Raw genomic sequence first — 22,662 nt, 5'->3', positions numbered from 1 at the left:
TTAACAATTCTATTGGGACGAATTAAGTGAAAATTTTGGTCGATGAAAACATGCCGTATGCTGAAACACTTTTTAGTCAGCTAGGTGAAGTGAAAGCTGTGCCAGGGCGCCCAGTACCAGAACAAGAACTTATTGATGCAGATGCATTAATGGTGCGCTCGATTACCAAAGTGAATAAATCTCTACTGGATAATACGCCAGTAAAATTCGTCGGTACTGCAACAGCAGGCTTTGACCATGTGGATATCCAATGGTTATCTGAGGCTAATATTGGCTTCTCTTCTGCACCCGGTTGTAATGCTATTGCGGTCGTAGAGTATGTTTTCTCTTCTTTATTGCTGCTTGCTGAACGTGATAATTTTGATCTACGAGATAAAACTGTCGGTATTGTGGGCGTGGGTAATGTGGGCGGTCGCCTTCTCAAGCGCTTACAGGCATGGGGAGTGAAAACTTTATTATGTGACCCTCCGCGTGCTGACCGTGGAGATCAAGACACATTTGTCTCTTTAGATACCGTATTAGAGCAAGCGGATATTTTAACTTTCCATACTCCATTAAATATGGATGGCATCTATTCAACATTCCATTTAATGGACGCTCAGCGCCTTGCTAATTTACGAGATGGTACGATTTTAGTGAATGCAAGCCGTGGTGAAGTGGTTGATAACCAAGCGTTGTTGAGCATACTGCAACAAGGTAAGTATTTGAGTGTGGTGCTAGATGTTTGGGAACCAGAGCCAAACTTAGATACAGAATTACTCGCATACGTAGATATTGGAACGCCACATATCGCGGGTTACACCTTAGAGGGTAAGGCTCGGGGAACAACTCAAGTGTATGAAGCGTATTGTCAATTTTTAGGCAAAACGGCGCATGTCTCACTGGCTTCTTTATTACCTAAACCTGATATCAGTGAAATTACATTTAACGGTAAATTAACGCAAAGCCAACTCAAAAGATTAATTCATCTAGTGTATGATGTTCGCCGTGATGATGCTGCGTTACGAGCGGTTGCGGGGATTTCCGGTGAGTTTGATAAGTTACGTAAAAACTACCAAGAACGTCGGGAGTGGTCATCGTTGACGGTTCAATGTGACGATGAGCAAACCGCCAAATTACTCAATGAGTTAGGTTTCAGCGTTAAAATTTAATAGCAAATTATTTTTCAATGAAATGAGGGTGTGAATAACGACTCATTTCATTTTGATTTTTAGAGGAAAAACCATGACTGAAGGTTGGAATATTGCATTGCTCGGGGCAACCGGTGCGGTCGGCGACGCTATCATATCACTACTCCAAGAGCGAGAGTTTCCTGTTGGTGAGCTTTATTTACTCGCGAGTGAACGCAGTGCAGGGGAGAGCATTCGTTTTAACGGGAAAAGTTACCAAGTCAAAAATGTAGAAGATTTTGATTGGTCACAGGCACAAATTGCTTTTTTCACCGCAGGTGAAGAAGCGAGCGCTCAATATGCTGATTTAGCAGCACAAGAAGGCTGTATTGTGATTGATAGCAGTGGGGTATTTGCTTTAGATCCAGACGTGCCGCTAGTGGTTCCCGGTGTTAACCCTCAAGTCTTAGCCGATTATCGTAACCGCAATATTGTTTCAGTTGCGGATAGTTATGTTAGTCAGCTATTAACTGCGATCAAACCATTGATCGATGCTGCTGGATTAGGTCGAATTACGCTGACGAACATGTTATCGGTTTCTGCTCACGGCAAAGCTGCGGTAGATGATTTGGCGGGACAGAGTGCACGTTTATTAAATGGTATTCCGGCGGAAGAAGGTTATTTTAGTAAACAATTAGCCTTCAATATGCTGCCATTAATGGCGGATAGAGAAGGTAGCGTAGTACACGAACGCCGTTTAGTTGAACAGGTGCGTAAAGTCTTACAGGATGACGGGTTGCCAGTTGCTGTCAGCTTTATTCAAGCGCCAGTATTCTATGGTAATGCGCAAGTTGTTCATTTAGAAACCTTACGTCCTGTGAGTGCAGAAGAAGCAAGCGAAGAATTTGAACGTTTTTCTGATATTCAAGTCTCAGAAGAGGGGGATTATCCAACTCAGGTGACTGAGGCATCGGGTAATGACGCTTTAAGTATCGGTTGTATTCGTAATGACTATGGTATCCCTGAAGTACTCCAGTTTTGGTCAGTTGCCGATAATGTCCGCTTTGGTGGTGCATTAATGGCTGTTGAAACCGCAGAAAAACTGGTTCAGGAGCAGTTTTACTAATGTCAGAATCAACTAAGTTGTATCGAATCGCGCTTGGAATTGAATACAACGGCAGTCGTTATTATGGTTGGCAGCGTCAGCAAGAAGTTAAAAGTGTTCAGGGCTGTCTTGAAGAAGCGCTGTCCAAAATTGCGGCAGAACCCATCAGTGTAAACTGTGCAGGGCGTACTGATGCGGGAGTCCATGCGACAGGGCAAGTGGTGCACTTTGAAACTACTGCCATTCGTAAAGAAGCTGCGTGGACCATGGGGGCAAATACACATCTGCCCCCCGACATCGCGGTACGTTGGTGTAAGCCTGTTGATGAAGAGTTTCATGCTCGATTTAGTGCAACAGCACGTCGATATCGTTATGTGATTTTTAATCATCGCTATCGGCCTGCAATTTTATCAAATGGCGTGACGCACTTTCACTATCCTCTGGATGAAAAGAGAATGCATCAAGCGGCTCAGGCGCTATTAGGTGAAAATGATTTTACTTCATTCCGAGCCGTTCAATGTCAGTCAAGAACGCCTTGGCGCAATGTGATGCATGTGAATGTGACCCGTCACGGAAACTATGTGGTGGTCGATATTAAGGCGAATGCCTTTGTACATCATATGGTGAGGAATATTGTAGGCAGTCTGTTGGAAATTGGCTGTGGTAACCAAGATATTGATTGGATGCATCAGTTATTAGAATTAAAAGACCGTACTAAAGCCGCTGCAACAGCGAAAGCTGAAGGGCTGTATTTAGTGAGTGTAGATTACCCTGATAAATTTGACCTACCACAAAACGTGATGGGGCCTCTATTTTTAGCAGATAATCTGATCTAAATGACCTTAATATAAATCTCCACATGAGGAACCCCATGGAGTTTATCAGTTTCATTATTGATTTTATTTTGCATATTGATGTGCATCTTGCAGAATTAGTCGCCCAATATGGTACTTGGGTATACGGTATTTTATTTTTAATCCTATTCTGTGAAACGGGTTTAGTGGTTACGCCGTTCCTGCCTGGGGATTCGTTATTATTTGTTGCAGGGGCACTTGCTGCATTACCAAGCAATGATTTGAATGTTCATCTGATGGTGTTACTGATGATTATTGCAGCAATTATTGGTGATGCCGTGAACTATACCATTGGTCGTATTTTTGGTGAGCGATTATTTAAGAATCCAGACTCAAAGATTTTCCGTCGCTCATATTTAGACAAAACCCATGAATTTTATGAAAAGCATGGTGGAAAAGCGATTATCTTAGCGCGTTTTGTTCCTATCGTGAGAACCTTTGCGCCTTTCGTCGCAGGGATGGGTAAAATGTCTTATCGTCATTTTGCCTTTTATAATGTGGCGGGTGCGTTATTATGGGTGCTATTGTTTACTTATGCAGGCTACCTATTCGGTGACTTGCCGATAGTACAAAAGAATTTGAAATTACTGATAGTCGCGATTATCTTTATCTCAATTCTGCCGGGTGTTATTGAAATTATTCGACATCGCCGTGCAGCAGCGAGAGCCAAAAGTGCGGCGACGCAGAAAATCGATAACCAATAACAGGTTTAAAAAGTTTTTATCTACAGTGAGATATCATTGTGGTTTAATGGCAAAAAATAACATACTGATTTATACCCATTATATGAAGTACTGACGATATGCAGCCACTAACATAATTTTGGGTATGATCAGAGTGCAATCAGACAAAAAGGTCCATTAATGAGCTGGATTGAGAAAATTTTAAAAAAAGGTACTTCGACCCCATCCCATAAAGCCAATATCCCAGAAGGTGTTTGGCGCAAATGTGATAGTTGTGGACAAGTCCTATATGGCGCTGAGCTTGAGCGTAATCTTCATGTGTGTCCGAAATGTGACCATCACATGCGTATTCACGCCCGTCAACGCCTTGAATCCTTCCTTGATGAAAACTCAACAACGGAATTAGGTAGCGAATTAGAGCCAAAAGATATCCTCAAATTCCGCGACTCTAAAAAGTATAAAGATAGAATTAGCGCCGCTCAAAAAGAAACCGGTGAGAAAGATGCAATGGTTGTAATGAAAGGGACCTTAAAAGGTATGCCTGTCGTTGCTGCTGCATTTGAATTTGCCTTTATGGGCGGTTCAATGGCATCTGTGGTTGGTGCGCGTTTTGTTCGTGCAGTTGAGCAAGCACTTGAAGATAATTGCCCATTAGTCTGCTTCTCAGCAAGTGGCGGTGCGCGTATGCAAGAAGCCTTGTTATCATTAATGCAAATGGCGAAAACTAGTGCGGCACTAGCCAAAATGCAAGAGCGCGGTCTGCCTTATATTTCTGTGTTAACTGACCCAACCATGGGGGGGGTATCTGCGAGCCTTGCAATGCTTGGTGATATCAACGTCGCTGAGCCAAAAGCGCTGATCGGTTTCGCCGGCCCTCGTGTTATCGAACAAACCGTACGTGAAAAGTTACCACCAGGTTTCCAACGCAGTGAATTCCTGCTGGAAAAAGGTGCGATTGACATGATTATTCGTCGTCCTGAAATGCGTGATCGTCTAGCAGATATTTTGGCCATGTTAACTAACAAGCCAAGCTTAAATCCTGAGCCAACACTGGTTGTTGAAGTGGTAGATGTCGAAATTGATCTGGCAGATGCTATTGATAATACAGAAAAAGTGAAAGGTTCTGCTAAGCATAAAAAAGATGATGAGTAAGCAAATCATTCCTACTGCCAAGTCTCCATTGGAGGCTTGGCTCTCTTACCTTACTGACCTGCATAGCCAAAATATTGATATGGGGTTGGAGCGTGTAGGGCAGGCCGCCCGCCAAATGAATTTAACCCAACCCGCACCTCGTGTAATTACGGTGACTGGCACGAATGGTAAAGGGACAACCTGTCATACCCTTGAAAGCATATTGATGGCTGCGGGATTGAAAGTTGGGGTATACAGTTCGCCACATCTGATCCGCTATACTGAGCGCGTACGTATTCAAGGACAAGAACTTGCTGAAAGTGAGTTTTGTCAGGCATTTGCGGCAATAGAAGCTCAACGTGGAAATATTTCTTTAACCTACTTTGAATATGGCACCTTAGCTGCACTACAATTATTTAAGCAGGCAGCATTAGATATTGTGATCCTTGAAGTTGGGCTAGGGGGCCGTTTGGATGCGACCAATGTTGTGGACGCTGATATTGCAGCAATCACCAGTATTGCCCTTGATCATACTGATTGGCTGGGTTCTGACCGTGAACATATCGGTTATGAAAAAGCCGGTATTTTCCGTCAAGACCATTATGGTGTCGTAGGTGAGCCGGATATGCCAGCCTCAATCGGAGAATATGCCGATAAGATTGGAACACGCTTATTTCGTCGTGGAAAAGATTGGAATTACCAAGAGCATGGTAATCATTGGTCGTGGGAAAGTGAGCAACGATCATGGCAAGATTTGCCATTACCCAATGTTCCATTAGCGAATGCGGCAACAGCCATGGGTGTGATTAGCTGCTTAATGGAGATAGCGCCTGAATTAACACCAAAAATAACGGATCAAGCAATCTATCATGGTTTACAAACGGCTCAACTGCCGGGGCGTTTCCAGGTTATTGGCGAAAATCCGCTAAAGATTTTGGATGTCGCTCATAATCCACATGCCGCAGGGTACTTGGTGACAAAATTGGCGCAATTGCCCATTGTTGATGGTCGACGTATTCGCGCGGTTGTCGGTATGTTGGGAGATAAAGATATTCAAGGCACATTGCAGTGTTTATCCAAGCAAGTGACTGACTGGTATTTAGCACCTCTCAAAGAATTTCGAGGCGCGGATGTGACCCAACTGAGTCAACACCTTGATGATGCAAATGAATTTGATTCTGTGGAAGCTGCATGGCAACAGGCGTGTAATGATGCTCAGCCGCAAGATGTGATTGTGGTGTGTGGTTCATTCCATACTGTCGCGCATGTCATGATGTTATTAGAGAAAATAAAAGGATAGAGCCAGTGGCTAGTCAATTTCAAAATCGTCTTGCTGGCGCCATTGTCTTAGTAGCTGTGGGGGTTATTGTGCTTCCTGCATTACTGGATGGCGATAAGAAATACAATGAGAACGAATTTGCAGCCATTCCTATTATTCCTAAACCGGGTGATGAAGAAGATATTGAAGCAATTGCACCGATTACCCATAGTGCATCAACCGCTTCTTCAGAAGGAACCTCCGAGGCAATGTTATCGGAAGCTATCACTGAACAGCAACAGAGTGAAAAACCGCCGGTAGCAGCAAATAGCACAAACCAAAATGGTGCGACTATTCCTGTAAATGTCGCACCAGAGAAACCACGTGTTGAGCCAAAACCGGAACCTAAACCGGAGCCTAAGCCCGTACCAAAACCAGAACCTAAGCCAGAGCCTAAACCTGAACCGAAAGTAGAGCAAAAATCAGAGCCACAAGGTAAAGCCTATGTGGTGCAGGTGATTGCACTGAATAATGCCAACAAGGTTGAAGAGATCGTAGCTAAACTGAGGTTATCTGGGTATCAGGTTTATACTGTACCGGCACAACCCGTGAATAATAAGTTAACGCGTATTTATGTTGGACCGGATGCTTCAAGGCAGAAGCTTGAGTCTGCACTACCGGAATTAAATGCGATTACCGGCACTAAAGGAATAATACAGTCATTTAAACCTTAAATTCCACTGTGATTATCCTTAAAAGATAAAGGTATTTAGTAACTTACTGCGGCGATTATGATTTTTTCTTTTCGCCGCTGGTTTTTTTAAATTCAGTAAAAAATGGTTACGCAAACGTTTTCGTTTTCTGTTAGAATGCATTCGCCGTTGTCGTGAATGCAAATTTTGGAATGAGATATGGTCTGGATTGATTATACAATTATCGCCATTATTGGCTTCTCGGCACTGGTAAGCCTGATCCGTGGATTTGTTCGTGAAGCATTATCCTTGATCACTTGGGGTTGTGCATTTTTTGTTGCGAGTACCTTTTATCCTTATTTAGCCAGTTATTTTACGAACTTTGAGGATGTACTTATCCGTAACGGAATTGCGATTGCAGCTCTCTTTATTGCGACCTTAATTGTCGGCGCAGTAGTGAACTATGTGATTAGCTCATTAGTCCAAAAAACCGGACTATCAGGTACAGATCGTGTACTGGGGATCTGCTTCGGTGCGTTACGTGGGGTATTGATTGTATCGGCGCTATTATTCTTTCTCGATACCTTCACACCACTTCCTCAAAGTGAGGATTGGCAGCGTTCAGAGCTTATTCCGCAGTTCAGTCATATTATTAGGTGGTTTTTTGACTACCTGCAAAATGCGTCAAGTTTCCTACCGGAGAATATTTCTCCGTCTGGCTGATGAGGAAAGACTAAATGTGCGGTATTGTCGGTATCGCCGGTGTTTCACCGGTAAACCAATCAATTTATGATGCGCTAACGGTGCTTCAGCACCGTGGGCAAGATGCAGCGGGTATTGCTACGATTGATAGCACAAATAATATCCGTTTGCGTAAAGCTAATGGTTTAGTGAAAGATGTCTTTGAAACTCGCCATATGTTGCGGCTTCAAGGTTCTATGGGCATAGGACACGTGCGTTACCCAACAGCGGGTAGTTCAAGTGCATCTGAAGCTCAGCCTTTTTACGTGAACTCCCCTTTTGGTATTACGCTCGCTCATAATGGTAACCTGACAAACGCGCACGAATTGGCTCGTAGCCTATTTGAAACAGCGCGTCGCCATGTTAATACCACGTCAGATTCTGAAATCTTACTCAACGTATTAGCTTACGAATTAGATAAATTTGACCATTTTCCTCTTGAACCAGACAACGTTTTTAGTGCAGTTGCTTCTATGCACAAAAAACTTCGTGGTGCATATGCGTGTGTTGCCCTAATTATTGGACACGGTATGTTGGCATTCCGCGATCCCCACGGTATTCGTCCATTAGTACTAGGACGCCGGGTACTGGAAACGGGTGAACATGAGTATATGGTGGCATCAGAAAGTGTCGCGCTTGATACCCTTGGTTTTGAGTTTTTACGCGATGTTGCACCGGGTGAAGCAGTTTATGTGACTGAAGACGGTAAACTTTTTACTCGTCAATGTTCTGAAAATCCGCAACTGACCCCCTGCATTTTTGAATATGTCTATTTTGCACGCCAAGATTCATTCATCGATAAAATCTCGGTATATAACGCAAGATTACGTATGGGGCAAAAACTGGGGGCTAAAATTGCGCGCGAGTGGGAAGATTTGGATATCGATGTTGTCATACCAATCCCTGAAACTTCTTGCGATATTGCGTTAGAAATTGCTCATATCCTCGATAAACCTTACCGTCAAGGTTTTGTAAAAAACCGCTACGTAGGTCGTACTTTTATCATGCCGGGGCAGCAAGAACGCCGCAAGTCTGTACGTCGTAAATTAAATGCTAACCGAGCAGAGTTCCGTGATAAAAATGTTTTACTGGTTGATGACTCGATTGTGCGTGGAACGACGTCTGAACAAATCGTTGAATTAGCTCGTGAAGCAGGAGCTAAAAATGTCTATTTTGCCTCAGCCGCTCCTGAAGTTCGCTTCCCTAACGTTTACGGTATTGATATGCCAAACGCTAATGAGTTAATTGCTCATGGTCGTGAAGTGGATGAAATTCGTAAATTGATTGGTGCAGATGGTTTGATCTTCCAAGACCTTTCCGACTTAGTGGATGCGGTTCGTGAAGAAAATCCTGAAATCAACGAATTTGAGTGCTCAGTATTTGACGGCATCTATGTGACGAAAGATATTGACCAAACCTATTTAGATTATCTGGAAAATTTACGTAAAGATGATGAGTTGAAATTGAAAGATCAGAGTGATGTTGAGGATCTTGAGATTTATAACGAAGGCTAAATTTTCTTCATAATTAGTTCCACAACGTTGTTAACTGCACTCGTGAGCGCTAGTCACATACTTTTGTATGCTCCTAGCGCTCATTCGTTTGCTGCCTAGTTATGAAACTAATTATTTAGAAAATTTGTTTGAATATCACACTATATGTAATCAACGTTCCAATCCCCCCTGATATCCTTTCTATCATTAAATTCGCGCCCTACAACTTCATGACATTTGGTATATAATGCAAGAAATTGCGTGAAATTGGGGCTGACATGAAAAAACTTATCATTGGGTTAACTGGGGCGAGTGGGGCAATCTACGGTATTCGATTGCTAGAGGTACTCAAACCGGTACAAGATGTAGAAACCCATCTAGTGATGAGTGCGGCAGCGCGTCAGACATTGGCGTTGGAAACCGACTACAGTGTCAAAGATGTTCAACAATTCGCTGACCATGTTTATGATAGCCGAGATATCGCGGCTGCAATCTCTTCAGGCTCTTTTCGTACCGCAGGTATGGTAATTATGCCGTGCACCATGAAAACCCTATCTGGCATCGTACATAGCTATACTGATACCTTAGTCACCCGTGCCGCAGATGTGGTATTGAAAGAAGGGAAAAAATTGGTACTGGGAGTTCGTGAAACACCATTACATTTAGGTCACTTGCGCTTACTTGTCCAAGCCGCAGAAATGGGCGCCGTGATTATGCCACCTATGCCAGCGTTTTATCATCGACCTCAAGCAATTCAAGATATCGTTGACCAAACGGTGAATAGAGTACTCGATCAGTTTGATATTCAACTAGAGCAAGATCTATTCACTCGTTGGCAAGGTGCAAAATAATTATTGCTCAGGCGTTAATAAATCCTCTAAAGCAATTCTTAACTCAATAAATTCGAATTCGAATCCTGCTTCTTCTAGCCGTTTAGGAATGGCTTGTTGCCCCCCTAACAATAATGTTGCTGATTCACCCAATACGGCTCTGACCGCAAATGCTGGCGTACGTATAAAAGAAGGGCGGTTAGTGACATCCCCCATCATGGCTGCAAATTGGTCATTATGAACAGGGTAAGGAGAGGTCATATTAAAGGGACCTGATAACCCTGGAGTTTCCATTAAAAAGCAAATCGCTTTTACCATATCCTTAATATGAATCCATGGCATATATTGTTTGCCATGGCCGATAGGCCCGCCTGCACCCATTTTGAATATCGGCAGAATTTTTGCCAATAATCCACCATTTGGGGACAATACTAACCCTGTTCGCAGTAGACATACGCGAGTTTTTGGTGATTCTGCTTCTTGGGCGATAGCTTCCCAGCGGGCAGCTAGGTCATGAGTAAATTCGTCATGAGGTTGATCCACTTCGGTGATCACGGATTGACCTTGATCCCCGTAATAGCCGACAGCAGAGCCAGATAAAAATACACTGGGTGGATTTGAGCTGGCTTTAATCAAGTCTGTGATTTTTTGTGTGATTTTCCAGCGGCTATCACATAGGATTTTTTTCTGATCCGCTGTCCAGCGTTTTTCTGCGATAGGTTCGCCAGCAAGGTTAATGACTACATCAAAATCATTGAGGTTGGTTTTATCATTTAAGGTCGTCCAACATTCTACCGCTTTACAAAATAAGCTATATACTTTTTGTGGGGAACGACTTAATACGGTGACTTGGTGGGAATGCATAACTAGCTCTTGAACGAGTTGTGTGCCAATTAGCCCAGTACCGCCGGTAATTAAAATTCTCATATTCCACCCTCATTCGATTTTTAGGTTACTCACGATACCTAAATAATCTAATATTTATCGTTCTATTATAGATAACTATAGCATTAGGAATTAGGAATTGTTGGGTTTCAGTTAACGGTTCGAAAAAAAGAATTTTGTATTATATCTTAAAGGGATGTGTTGATTTTTGTAATGGAGTCCAGCGGCAAATTTGGTTAGGATCCCTTGCATCATATTGATGAAAAGAATACTTTGTAGCGAAGTATTTCTGGTGAATAGGCTAAATAAGGTTTTCAGGATGGAACAACAGACCGAATTCGTGGAGTGGGTAGATATTGTTGATGAAGACAATAATGTGATAGCACAATCTACACGTAGTCAAATGCGCGCTGAAAACTTGCGACATCGTGCTACTTACATCGTCGTGCATGATGGTATGGGGAAAATTTTAGTGCAGCGAAGAACGGACATTAAAGATTTCTACCCGGGGTTATTAGATGCCACTGCCGGTGGAGTGGTTATGCGAGATGAGAATATCCTAGAATCAGCTAAGCGTGAAGCAGAAGAAGAACTTGGTGTTGCGGGTGTTCCTTTTGCAGAACATGGCACATTCTATTTTGAGAATGAAAATTGTCGAGTATGGGGTGGGCTATTTAGCTGTGTTAGCCATGGCCCTTTTGCCTTACAAGAAAGTGAAGTGGTTGAAGTGAGTTGGTTGACTCCCAAAGAGATCACTGCACGTTGTGATGAGTTCACGCCGGACTCATTAAAAGCGCTATCTCTTTGGTTAACACGCAATAATGAGTCAAATAAAACGATCAGTTGCTCAAGCCCAGAGTAAGTTATAACTATTAATACCCAAGAAGGGCTACTAAAGTAGTCCTTTTGTGTTTTTGTGATTAGTGAGCTTGGGTTCTTTGATCTTATCGGATAGAGGGTATTGATGGAGCTTGTCGGCGTAAGATATATTGGCATCAATAACCTTTTCTCCAGATTTATTTTTTAAAAAAGTATAAGTATTAGACACTTTATCTAATACTCGGAAAAATTTTTCTTTTTCAGTTGTAATGACTAACCCTTTATTGGGTTCAAAAAATTCAAATATGGGAATACCATCTAGATGTTTGATAGCAATTCCCATCGCATGGAATTGTGACGAAAAATCACTGATGGTGTCCTGTTTCCTTTTTAAACGTAAGTCAATTTTTTGTTTGAATTGCGTTAGTGTCATTTTTTCATTGTAACTATATTCTGATGTTTTTTTTGCGGATCGGTATGGTTCATAAAAAATTCCATATTTTTTATTTTTATTCTCTAAATTTTTTTTTAGTAAACTAGTTTGAAAACATTCGGATAATTTAAAAAAGGATTCAATGCTATTAGCTGATAAATTATTTTGATAGTGATTAGAACACTTTTGTTTAACTTGTTTTGAGTGTTCCTTAATACACTCAATTTCAAACGGCATTTTATCTTTCAATAAATTTTTTCTAAGGTTTGGAAAATAAGTGTAAAAGTAGAGTTGCATTGTTAATTCGCAAAACCTTAATGAATCTGTGTTAGACAGTTTATGAGATGAAGATTGAATTATATTTATTTTAAGTATACGTATTAAATAATTTTCAATAGTTTCATTATGAGTTTGTAGCGGATAGCTAAAGTCACATCTTGTGTTATGGATATTGATAATTTTATCACTGAGTAATTGTATTTTTGATGCGGAATGAAATAATTTGTTTATAAATGAATTATTTTTGTTTGTAAGGTTTTTTTTATTTTTAGCTAGTTTGACTTCACGATAAAATTCGGTGACGAAGGTTCTTTCATAATTAGCGTGAGCATAACGCAAGAATAGATGAGTTAGTCCATAGCAAAGCCCACCCTCAAGTTTTTTCATATTATCAATACCAATTACTTTTCTTGAAAATTCATTTTTTATTGTATTTTTATAGTGTTTAATAATTTTATATTGATCGAATTTTTCATTCACTTTTATCGAATTAAACATACAGGCTCTTATATTAATAGATAATTATATGAGGGTAATGATATTCAATGATAGAAAATACGCTTTCATATAGCGATGAAAAATAAAGGTCAACCAGTTTCCTGATTGACCTTTTAGCGTAATGCTTAATAACAAAAATTAAGCGTTTTCGTTTTGTGCCGCTTGGATAGCAGTTAACGCAACAGTATAAACAATATCGTCTACCAGTGCGCCACGGGATAAGTCGTTAACGGGTTTACGCATACCTTGTAGCATTGGACCGATAGAGACCAAGTCCGCAGAACGTTGTACCGCTTTATAAGTGGTGTTACCGGTATTCAAGTCTGGGAAGATGAATACCGTAGCTTTACCTGCAACAGGTGAATTTGGTGCTTTAGATTTAGCCACATCAGCCATTACTGCAGCATCGTACTGTAATGGACCGTCGATCATCAAGTCTGGGCGTTTTTCTTGTGCTAAGCGAGTCGCTTCACGCACTTTTTCAACATCACTACCCGCACCGGAGTTACCTGTAGAGTAAGAGATCATTGCAACGCGAGGCTCAATACCGAAAGCTTTTGCTGAATCTGCAGATTGAATAGCGATTTCAGATAGTTGCTCTGCTGTCGGGTCTGGGTTGATTGCGCAGTCACCATAAACAAATACTTGTTCTGGTAGCAGCATAAAGAACACAGAAGATACTAATGAGCTACCCGGTGCAGTTTTAATTAACTGTAGCGGTGGACGAATAGTATTTGCTGTGGTGTGAACCGCCCCAGAAACCAAGCCGTCAACTTCACCTTTCTCTAGCATCAGCGTGCCGAGAACCACGTTATCTTCTAGTTGTTCGCGAGCAACCACTTCGGTCATACCTTTGCTTTTACGCAGTTCAACTAAACGAGCAACATACTCTTCACGAACTTTAATTGGGTCAACAATTTCAATACCAGCACCCAATTCGACACCTTGAGACTCAGCAACACGACGGATATCTTCAGGATTACCTAAAAGAACACAAGTCGCGATACCACGTTCAGCACAGATTGATGCTGCTTTAACAGTACGTGGCTCATCACCTTCTGGCAGAACAATACGCTTGCCTGCTTTACGTGCCAGTTCTGTTAACTGATAACGGAATGCTGGTGGTGACAGACGGTTTGGACGCTCAGAATCCGCAACCAGAGATTCAATCCAATCGCTGCTAATATGGCGAGCCACATAGTTTTGAATTTTTTCAATACGCTCATGGTCATCAGCTGGCACTTCAAGGCTGAAACTTTGCAGATTCAGGGAAGTCTGCCATGTGTTGCTTTTAACCATAAATACTGGCAAGCCAGTTTCGAATGCTTGTTCACACAGTTTATGAATCGGAGCATCAATGTGGTAGCCGCCAGTTAATAAGATGGCACCAATTTCTACGCCATTCATGGCTGCAAGTGATGCAGAAACTAAGACATCCGGGCGGTCAGCTGAAGTCACTAACAATGAACCTGGACGGAAATGTTCCAGCATATGTGGAATACTGCGCGCACAGAAAGTGACGGATTTAACGCGGCGAGTATTGATTTCACCTTCGTTAATCACTTCTGCATTTAAGTGTTTTGCCATATCGATTGCTCGAGTAGCAATCAGGTCAAAGTTCCAAGGGATGGCTGCTAATACAGGCAGATTTAATCCATTGAGCGCATTCGTATCGATATTCGCGATAGACGCTTTGGTTGAATCATCAAAGATTTCAGATAGGTCAGGGCGAGTACGGCCTTGATCATCAACAGGCGCGTTAACTTTATTAACGATAACCCCAATGATGCTTTCGTTGCGCTGTCCACCGAACTCATTACGAACCAATTCCAAACGCTCTTGCATTTGCTGAATTGAACTATTACCTGGTGCGGTAACAAAGACAATTTCAGCGCCAAGAGTCTTGGCAATTTCATAGTTGAGTGATTGAGCAAAAGAGTGTTTGCGAGTTGGAACTAAGCCTTCAATTAGAATAACTTCTGCATTTTTAGTGTGCTCATGGTAACGAGCCACAATCTCTTCCATCAGAACGTCTTTTTTAGAAGAGGTTAGCAGGGATTCTACATACTCCATTGTTAATGGCTCAACAATGGTCGTAATGCTTGAATGAGAGCGTAAAACTTCAGTAGTTTGATCTTTATTACCAGAAACGCGTGGTTGTGCGATTGGTTTAAACACGCTCAGTTGGACACCTTTTTGTTCCATCGAGCGGACGACACCCAAGCTGACGCTGGTTAAACCAACGCTGGTGCCTGTAGGAATTAACATAATTGTACGGGACACGGGAACCTCGTTTTTTGGTTACTCTAAAGCAGTACCGCCAGCATAAAGCTGGCGGCAAAAGTTTTTATGCTGTTAAACGTGCAGCATCTTGAGCAATCACCAACTCTTCATTGGTTGGGATAACTAATGCTGGGCGGCTGTTATCGGTGGTGATAACACCTTCTTTACCAAAGCGTGCCGCTAAGTTACGTTCGTGGTCATATTCGAAACCAAGAATAGCCAGTTTCTTCAATGTAATTTCACGAACTTGAGCGGAGTTTTCACCGATACCGCCAGTAAAGATGATAGCGTCAAGACGACCTTCCATCAGCGCACTGTAAGCACCCACATATTTTGCAAGACGGTGGCAGAATACATCCATTGCACGAGTTGCATCTTCTTTCGTACCATAGTTGTCTTCCACATAGCGACAGTCGCTAGTCACGCCAGTTAAGCCCAGTAAGCCAGACTCTTTTGTCAGCATTTTGTTGATTTGATCAACGCTCATGCCTAATGAATCATGCAAATGGAAAATAATTGCAGGGTCGATATCACCGCTACGAGTTCCCATTACTAAACCTTCTAATGGAGTTAAACCCATTGAAGTATCAACACATTTACCATTAACGATAGCAGATACTGAACCTCCATTACCTAAATGGCAAGTGATAACATTCAGTTCATCAACAGGTTTGTTAAGCCTTTTGGCTGCTTCGCGAGAAACATAGTAGTGGCTAGTGCCGTGTGCGCCGTAGCGACGGATACTGTGTTCTGAATACAGTTCGTATGGCAGAGCATACAGATAAGCTTCTTGTGGCATTGTCTGATGGAAGGCAGTATCAAATACCGCAACGTTTTTAGTAATCAGATGAGGGAAAGATTTTCTTGCCTCTTCAATACCAATCAGGTGAGCAGGGTTATGTAATGGTGCAAATGGGATTGCTGCTTTGATACCCGCAATAACTTCGTCATCAATGACAACAGAAGAGGTAAATTTCTCGCCACCATGAACAATACGATGACCAATAGAAGTAATTTGCGCTGAAAGTTCAGGCTTCTCAGCAAGAATAGTATTAACAATAAAGTTTAATGCTTCGCTATGCGCAGCACCTGCACCTAAAGGAGCTTCCTTTTTCGCGCCATCCATTTTCCACTTGATGCGGGCTTCAGGCAAATTAAAACATTCAGCTAAACCTGATAGAAATTCATCCCCATTAGTCGGATCGATGATTGCAAATTTCAGTGAGGAGCTACCGCAGTTTAAAACCAGTACCAGCTTACTTGACATGGAAATACCTATCGTTAATTGTTGTTGTGAAGCCTTTTTTAAACTAAAAGACTCAAATGTAAAAGTTAATTAGCTAGAGCCTAGCGCATTTGTTACTGAGTCATTCATGATGGATATCATGATTAACGTAAAAAATTGCATGGATCGGCAATTTTACAGGGTTTTATGAAGCTAACGTTGTGTAATGCTGTTAATTAACTGTAAAAAATAAATTAACGGCTTGGTGTTGAAATAACGATCAAAACCCCAATATATCACTGTTGATTACTTAACAAAGAGAACTATTAAGTCACATAGGTCAACAGGAATTCTAAATACGGTCGATTCTACTAAAATTATTTTATATTTTATACGTTTTTTTTAGAAATGGGGTCTTTGGTTGATTAAAATCATAAATGCCCTATAAAGTGCAGTTATAGCGATAAGTTAGATATTTGTGAGAATAACATGAGCATAGCGGGTTTTACTGAAGCCGGCTTGAGTTAAGCAAGATTTGAAAAAAGATTATTCGGATTCTGAGTGTGCGTTCACAATCAGTTTGGCGTAAGCTAAGAATAAATTGATAATATTTTGATTATAGCAGTAGGAAGTTATTGATGAGCACAATGCAAAATACACCCCCGGGATTTTTTAAGCGCTTCAGATTGGGTAACCATTATCTGAAAGTGTTTCCTATGGAAAAAAAGCTGACGCCACTATTTCCAGAGCTGCGTATTAATAAAGCTATTCGTTTCGGTATTCGATTTATGCCGCCGATTGCTATATTCACTCTCGCGTGGCAAATCGCCCTTGGGGGACAACTGGGTCCCGCCATCGCAACTGCATTATTTGCCTGTAGCTTACCAATGCAAGGTTTATGGTGGTTGGGAAAGCGCGCATCAACACCATTACCCGCAGGGCTATTAAGCTGGTTCTATGAAATTCGAGATAAGTTTACTGCGGCAGGTATTGCGGTGGCACCAGTGGAACAGCAGCCGGACTATATGGCGTTAGCTGAACTGTTGAGGAAAGCGTTTAAACAGCTAGATAACACGTTTATGGAAGATCTTTAATTTTCAGATTAGGCTTCTACTGCCCACTAAAATCAGTAAAAAGTTTGGATTAACAACAAGTAATATAAAAAGCCGGTCTAGATCAATAAAAGTGGCATTTTATCTGTGCATGATTCCTGTTGAATGCGAAGATTACCTAAAATTATCTACGGAGAGCTGTAATGGAAATGACCAATGCTGAACGCTTAATCTTATCAAATCAATATAAAATGATGACGATGCTAGATCCTGATAATGCGGAGCGTTATCGTCGTCTGCAAACCATTATTGAACGTGGGTTTGGTTTACAAATGCGTGAATTAGACCGAGATTTCAGTGAGCTCAGTGAACAAACATGTCGTACTGTTATTGAAATCATGGAAATGTACCATGCATTGCAAGTTTCTTACGGCAATATGGAAGATAAACATGGTGTCGATGCTCGTCGTGTCCAATTTTTAGGTTTTGACGCTGCGACAGAAGCTCGCTATCTCAGTTATGTTCGTTTTATGGTAAATACAGAAGGGCGTTATACTCATTTTGATTGTGGAACTCATGGGTTTAATTCACAAACACCTATGTGGGATAAATATTTGAGAATGCTGAAAATTTGGCAATCATGCCCACGACAATACCACCTTTCAGCGGTAGAAATTTCCCAGATTTTAAACGCATAATTTTCCATCGTTCTTTGGGTTACAGTCGTATTATTATGAATTCTTTGACTCGGGAGTATAACGATTATACTCCCGAGTTTTTTGCTTGTGATTCAGAGTGATCTAAAGTATTGATGAGAAAATAGAGTGTGATATAGGTATTGGACAAATGAAAAAAGGAATCGATGTGAAGCTAAAAGCAAAAGGTTTTTTATTTGATCTTGATGGAACGCTGGCTGATTCATTAGCGGTCGTTGAACGTAGTTGGTGCCTCTTTGGTGATAGGATCGGTGCTAACAAACAAGAAATCATCGATTTTATCCATGGGAAACCCGCAATGACAACTTTGCGCCATTTTCTTCCAGATGCAAATGAAGAGGAGCTACAAACCCATTTTCGTTGGTTAGAGAAACTGGAAAGCGAAGATACTGAGGGGGTTGTAGCTTTACCCGGTGCTATTGAACTCCTTTCCCGATTAAATCAGATTGGTGCACCTTGGGCTATTGTAACGTCAGGAACTGTCCCTATTGCCCATGGACGACAAGTAGCAGCAGGTTTACCAGAGCCTAAACACTGGGTCACATTTGAAAAAGTGTCGAAAGGAAAACCGGATCCAGAGCCTTTCCAACTCGGTGCGCTGAGCCTCGCACTTTCACCAAAAGATTGCATTGCCTTTGAAGATGCTCCCGCAGGGATCCATTCTGCACTTAGCGCAGGTTGCCAAGTTGTGGCAGTGCATGCACCAGAAGGCATGCCACGTAGAAGTGAAATTGACATAATTATTAGTTCATTAGAGCAAATTTCTGTTACGGGACCTGACAATGATGGGTATTTTGAACTTTTAATGTCAAAAAACAGCGAATAGCGATCTAATCAAAGAAATTCTCCGTAAAACATGGTTAACTAAGCAAAATCTTTAGCCTGTTTTTTTTCGTCGAAAGGGGATATTTTGAACGGAGAATTGCTGTGGGTACTAACCCTCCTATTGATCGCAATTGTTTTATTCACCACCAACAAAGTTCGCATGGATGTGGTTGCCCTGTTAGTTATTGTCGCATTTGTGTTGAGCGACACATTGACTTTACAACAGGCAACAGCGGGCTTTGCTGATCCAAACGTCTTATTGATTGCTGCTCTATTTGTTATTGGTGATGGTCTTGTTCGTACCGGAATCGCTTATCAAATGGGTGACTGGCTTGTCCGAGTGGCAGGCAGCAGTGAAAGCAAAATGTTAGTTTTCCTGATGCTAACTGTTGCTGGGCTTGGTGCCTTTATGAGCTCAACAGGCGTCGTGGCTATCTTTATCCCCGTCGTCTTAAGTGTCGCTGCTCGTATGAAAACCTCACCAAGTCGCTTAATGATGCCCCTCGGTTTTGCGGGGTTGATTAGTGGCATGATGACACTGGTTGCAACTCCGCCGAATATGGTAGTCAACAGCGAATTAGTCCGTGAAGGTTTACCGAGCTTTCAATTCTTCTCAATTACACCGATTGGTATTTTAATTTTATTTGCTGGGATCGGTTATATGTGGGTGACGCGTCGTTGGTTAGGTAGCAATGAACCGGATAAACAGCCAGTAAAGTATCAACGGAGTTTCCGAGATTTGATCCGTGATTATAAGTTAGCGGGTCGTGCGCGTCGTTTAGCAATCCGTAAAGGCTCATCACTAATTGGACACACTTTAGATGAACTTCATTTACGTTCCCGTTATGGCGCGAACGTAGTGGGGATTGAGCGCTGGCGTAAATTTCGCCGTGTGATGGTAAGTGCTACCGGGGGAACTGAATTACGGGAGCGTGATGTATTATTAGTTGATATCTCCGTTAGCGATGATGAATTACGTAAGTTTTGCAGTGAACAGCTTCTCGAACCGATGATCCTCCGTGGTGATTATTTCTCAGATCAATCCCGTGATGTGGGCATGGCCGAGGTTTCCATGAATCCGGACTCGGAGTTACTTGGCAAAAGCCTAAAAGAGATTAAATTCCGTACCCGGTATGGGTTAAACGTGGTGGGTATCCGTCGAGATGGTAAGGCACTAGATGGTAAGCTGGTGGATGAATCATTGCGTTTAGGCGACATATTACTGGTCATAGGTGACTGGAAACTGATCCGCGTGCTCTCTACTAAACCCCGTAACTTTATTGTATTGAATTTAGCTGCTGAAGTTGAAGCGGTTGCACCTGCATCCTCACAAGCCCCACATGCTCTGTTCTGTTTGGCATTGATGGTGGCGATGATGGTGACTAATGAAATTCCTAATTTTATTGCCGCATTGATAGCATGTTTATTGATGGGAAAATTCCGCTGTATCGATATGGAAAGCGCGTATAAATCGATTCACTGGCCGAGCATTATTTTAATTGTGGGGATGATGCCGTTTGCTATCGCACTACAAGAAACTGGGGGGATAGCCCTTGCCGTTGATGCATTAATGAAAGTTGCTGGGGGATTAGGGCCACATGTGATGCTACTTTGCTTATTTATTCTGTGTGCCACCATTGGGCTATTTATATCTAACACCGCAACGGCTGTTTTAATGGCCCCCATCGCGATAGCCGCTGCTCGTCAAATGGATGTTTCTCCGTTACCGTTCGCCATGGTTATTGGTATTGCGGCTTCCGCGGCATTTATGACCCCCGTATCTTCCCCTGTAAATACGTTAGTATTGGGGCCTGGCGGTTATAAATTCTCAGATTTTTTGAAAATGGGGGTTCCATTCACCATTATTGTTATGATCATTAGCGTAGCCGTGATCCCTGTTTTATTCCCTTTTTGAACAGTAATAGGCTCTAACACGTAGAGCCTATTACATCATGAAAATTAATAACCATAATTAACAGTATTAAAATAAAAAGATACTGCTAATTATGGTTATTTTTATTTTAAGGAAAAATTTGTAGTCTATTTCCGTAAATTAATTAATTTTATATATCGGAGATATTATGAATATTACATTACCCAAAACAGGGTTTGTTACACTCGAAAATTACTGGGGTGAACATCTCAAGCGCGTGTATTTATCGCATACAGGATTTTTGACGAAAGTCAGAACGCACTTTGATATGCCTGATGGTGCTATTTATAAGGATGCATTGATATTTCAATATCAATTAGGAATTGGTTCGCCAAAAGACTATTGGTACATGGAAATTGAAACATTATCAGGGAAAAAATATAGAACAAAAGATAATTTTTATTGTTCCATAAGTGAAGAGGATCATGGGCAGGTCACTATAGGTATGAATGGCGAAGAAAAGACAATGTACGTCAATTTCCCATCATCATCAGATTGTAAAACAAACTTGAATCTATATTAATACGAAGATTATAGAGGGGAGCGTTATGGTAAATAATACAGATATAGTACGTTACTATAATGGTAAGGCAACAATCGAAAATTTCTTTGGTGAAGAGTTAAAGTATATTTATGTACTACATTATGTTTCAGGACTTACCCATAAAGGAAGTGAAAGTAGACTTATTGATGAAAAATTTTTTAATAATTTACCTAATAAATCAATATCTGAGAATATATTTTCGTTTAAATATGAATTAGGTTTGCCTAATTCGTTTGACTATTGGTTTATTAAATTAGAAACAATAAGCGGTAAAACATATGCAACAAAGAAAAATTTCTATTGTTCAATCAAGGAAGAAGATCGTGGAAAGGTAATATTAGGCGTTAATGGTGAGGCGAAAACCTTGTATGTTGCCTTTTCATCATCATCAGGTTGTAGTACTAAGTTGATTGAAGAGAGTTAGAGTTTATAGCAAAAGGTGGGGATAATAGCGCCCACCTTCGAGTTAATTACTGATTTCATCTAAAGAGAGTTTAAAACTGGGAACAAAAATTTCCATAAAATATTCCATTTCTGGGCTATTTCTTTTTTTCAACATTTCTTCTAGACGCTTCTTAGCTGATGTAAACTCGCTATTTCCGGCTGAAAGCTCTTCTAAACATTTCAGATAGGCGCAAAGTGTATCTGCTTGTTTAACAATGAAATGGTCCTCATCACTTTGCAAATCCTCCACTAATAATGCTTTAAAGTCTTCTTGGAGCTCTTCAGGCAACATATCTAACAGTTTTTGCTGAGCAAATTTCTCGATTTTTTTGTACTCATGAGCAATTTGCTGATTATGGTATTTTATTGGCGTTGGTAAATCACCAGTAATAACCTCGCTTGCATCGTGGTACATAGCAAATAAGGCAATTTTTTCTGGATTAACGTTTCCACCAAATTTACGATTTTTGATGATAGCTAGAGCGTGGGCAACCATAGCAACTTGTAGGCTATGCTCAGACACATTTTCTGTACGGACGTTACGCATCAGAGGCCAGCGATGAATGAGTTTCATTCTAGCGAGATGGGCAAAAAAGTAACTCATAAGACCCTCATTAATGATGAATTAATCTACAAAATTATAGCGCTATTACAACGAAAGAGATATCAGAATAATAGAATTTATTCTCTAATGGGTTGTTAGTTAAGACAAAGATAAAAATAATCTTCAATCAGAATAAAGAGGATTTAATAATAAAATTACTTTTCCAGCTAAAAAATATACAAATAAAGATGCTCATATTAAGATTGTCTTAATTGTATTTTTATAT

The 22,662-nt window shown here is 41.2% G+C and carries 22 protein-coding genes; 17 read left to right on the top strand and 5 right to left on the bottom strand.

The annotated features are described in order from the left end of the window. Positions 1–26: 26 nt before the first annotated feature. The 10 genes from pdxB (at position 27) to EL244_RS11180 (ending at position 9,917) form a co-directional block, all read left to right on the top strand. On the top strand, positions 27–1,151 hold the full coding sequence (gene pdxB / locus EL244_RS11225) for a 4-phosphoerythronate dehydrogenase PdxB (protein WP_006815564.1): 1,125 nt from the start codon (positions 27–29) through the stop codon (positions 1,149–1,151). A gap of 73 nt (positions 1,152–1,224) precedes the next feature. Further along, the gene (locus EL244_RS11220; protein WP_126460963.1) at positions 1,225–2,235 is read left to right on the top strand and encodes an aspartate-semialdehyde dehydrogenase; all 1,011 of its coding nucleotides are present in this window, start codon (positions 1,225–1,227) and stop codon (positions 2,233–2,235) included. After that, entirely contained in the window at positions 2,235–3,050 is an 816-nt protein-coding gene (gene truA, locus EL244_RS11215; RefSeq protein ID WP_006815562.1) for a tRNA pseudouridine(38-40) synthase TruA, read from the top strand. Before EL244_RS11220 ends, truA begins: the two co-directional genes overlap by 1 nt. 35 nt (positions 3,051–3,085) lie before the next feature. After that, a complete protein-coding gene (locus tag EL244_RS11210) occupies positions 3,086–3,772 on the top strand; it encodes a DedA family protein (RefSeq protein ID WP_039855372.1) in 687 nt (228 codons plus the stop codon). A 159-nt stretch (positions 3,773–3,931) separates the two neighbouring features. Next, entirely contained in the window at positions 3,932–4,903 is a 972-nt protein-coding gene (gene accD, locus EL244_RS11205) for an acetyl-CoA carboxylase, carboxyltransferase subunit beta (RefSeq protein ID WP_126460960.1), read from the top strand. Beyond that, positions 4,893–6,182 (top strand): bifunctional tetrahydrofolate synthase/dihydrofolate synthase, encoded by a 1,290-nt coding sequence (folC, locus tag EL244_RS11200; RefSeq protein ID WP_126460957.1) that lies wholly within the window; start codon positions 4,893–4,895, stop codon positions 6,180–6,182. Before accD ends, folC begins: the two co-directional genes overlap by 11 nt. A gap of 5 nt (positions 6,183–6,187) precedes the next feature. After that, the gene (gene dedD, locus EL244_RS11195) at positions 6,188–6,874 is read left to right on the top strand and encodes a cell division protein DedD (protein ID WP_006815558.1); all 687 of its coding nucleotides are present in this window, start codon (positions 6,188–6,190) and stop codon (positions 6,872–6,874) included. A gap of 177 nt (positions 6,875–7,051) precedes the next feature. After that, positions 7,052–7,555, top strand: a complete 504-nt coding sequence (gene cvpA / locus EL244_RS11190; RefSeq protein WP_006815556.1) for a colicin V production protein — start codon at positions 7,052–7,054, stop codon at positions 7,553–7,555. Between the two features lie 14 nt (positions 7,556–7,569). Beyond that, positions 7,570–9,087 carry an amidophosphoribosyltransferase gene (gene purF / locus EL244_RS11185; RefSeq protein WP_006815555.1) on the top strand — a complete coding sequence of 506 codons (1,518 nt, stop codon included), beginning with the start codon at positions 7,570–7,572 and terminating at the stop codon, positions 9,085–9,087. Positions 9,088–9,344: 257 nt separating this feature from the next. Beyond that, positions 9,345–9,917 (top strand): UbiX family flavin prenyltransferase, encoded by a 573-nt coding sequence (locus EL244_RS11180; RefSeq protein WP_112837000.1) that lies wholly within the window; start codon positions 9,345–9,347, stop codon positions 9,915–9,917. On the opposite strand, the gene EL244_RS11175 is transcribed toward EL244_RS11180, so the two are convergent. Beyond that, positions 9,918–10,823, bottom strand: a complete 906-nt coding sequence (locus EL244_RS11175; protein ID WP_126460954.1) for a TIGR01777 family oxidoreductase — start codon at positions 10,821–10,823, stop codon at positions 9,918–9,920. Between the two features lie 277 nt (positions 10,824–11,100). Here EL244_RS11175 and yfcD point away from each other — a divergent pair, with 277 nt between their 5' ends. Next, positions 11,101–11,643: an NUDIX hydrolase YfcD gene (gene yfcD / locus EL244_RS11170; RefSeq protein ID WP_126460952.1), complete on the top strand. Its 543-nt coding sequence runs from the start codon at positions 11,101–11,103 to the stop codon at positions 11,641–11,643. Positions 11,644–11,673: 30 nt separating this feature from the next. Here yfcD and EL244_RS11165 read toward each other — a convergent pair whose 3' ends face one another. The 3 genes from EL244_RS11165 to ackA form a co-directional block, all read right to left on the bottom strand. After that, the gene (locus EL244_RS11165) at positions 11,674–12,810 is read right to left on the bottom strand and encodes a hypothetical protein (RefSeq protein WP_126460949.1); all 1,137 of its coding nucleotides are present in this window, start codon (positions 12,808–12,810) and stop codon (positions 11,674–11,676) included. 138 nt (positions 12,811–12,948) lie between these two features. Further along, positions 12,949–15,078 (bottom strand): phosphate acetyltransferase, encoded by a 2,130-nt coding sequence (pta, locus tag EL244_RS11160; protein ID WP_154600492.1) that lies wholly within the window; start codon positions 15,076–15,078, stop codon positions 12,949–12,951. 79 nt (positions 15,079–15,157) lie between these two features. Further along, positions 15,158–16,360: an acetate kinase gene (ackA, locus tag EL244_RS11155; RefSeq protein ID WP_006815548.1), complete on the bottom strand. Its 1,203-nt coding sequence runs from the start codon at positions 16,358–16,360 to the stop codon at positions 15,158–15,160. A gap of 596 nt (positions 16,361–16,956) precedes the next feature. On the opposite strand from ackA, the gene yfbV reads away from it, so the two are divergent. From yfbV to EL244_RS18035, 6 genes are all read left to right on the top strand, one after another. Beyond that, on the top strand, positions 16,957–17,412 hold the full coding sequence (yfbV, locus tag EL244_RS11150; protein ID WP_039855366.1) for a terminus macrodomain insulation protein YfbV: 456 nt from the start codon (positions 16,957–16,959) through the stop codon (positions 17,410–17,412). 161 nt (positions 17,413–17,573) lie between these two features. Further along, positions 17,574–18,068: a YfbU family protein gene (locus EL244_RS11145; RefSeq protein ID WP_006815546.1), complete on the top strand. Its 495-nt coding sequence runs from the start codon at positions 17,574–17,576 to the stop codon at positions 18,066–18,068. A 166-nt stretch (positions 18,069–18,234) separates the two neighbouring features. Beyond that, positions 18,235–18,912: a sugar phosphatase gene (locus EL244_RS11140; RefSeq protein ID WP_039855497.1), complete on the top strand. Its 678-nt coding sequence runs from the start codon at positions 18,235–18,237 to the stop codon at positions 18,910–18,912. Between the two features lie 84 nt (positions 18,913–18,996). Beyond that, entirely contained in the window at positions 18,997–20,826 is a 1,830-nt protein-coding gene (locus EL244_RS11135) for an SLC13 family permease (protein ID WP_039855365.1), read from the top strand. Positions 20,827–20,992: 166 nt separating this feature from the next. Next, positions 20,993–21,367: a hypothetical protein gene (locus EL244_RS11130; protein WP_126460946.1), complete on the top strand. Its 375-nt coding sequence runs from the start codon at positions 20,993–20,995 to the stop codon at positions 21,365–21,367. A 25-nt stretch (positions 21,368–21,392) separates the two neighbouring features. Next, positions 21,393–21,812 (top strand): hypothetical protein, encoded by a 420-nt coding sequence (locus EL244_RS18035; protein ID WP_006815542.1) that lies wholly within the window; start codon positions 21,393–21,395, stop codon positions 21,810–21,812. 42 nt (positions 21,813–21,854) lie between these two features. Here the strand turns inward: EL244_RS18035 and yfbR are convergent, their stop codons facing one another. Beyond that, the gene (gene yfbR, locus EL244_RS11120; RefSeq protein WP_126460943.1) at positions 21,855–22,436 is read right to left on the bottom strand and encodes a 5'-deoxynucleotidase; all 582 of its coding nucleotides are present in this window, start codon (positions 22,434–22,436) and stop codon (positions 21,855–21,857) included. Between the last annotated feature and the right edge of the window lie 226 nt (positions 22,437–22,662).

The organism is Providencia rustigianii, assembly GCF_900637755.1.
GTDB classification, from domain to species: Bacteria; Pseudomonadota; Gammaproteobacteria; order Enterobacterales; family Enterobacteriaceae; genus Providencia; species Providencia rustigianii.
Note: the sequence above shows the minus strand (reverse complement) of the source record. Positions and strands in the feature narration are given on the sequence as shown.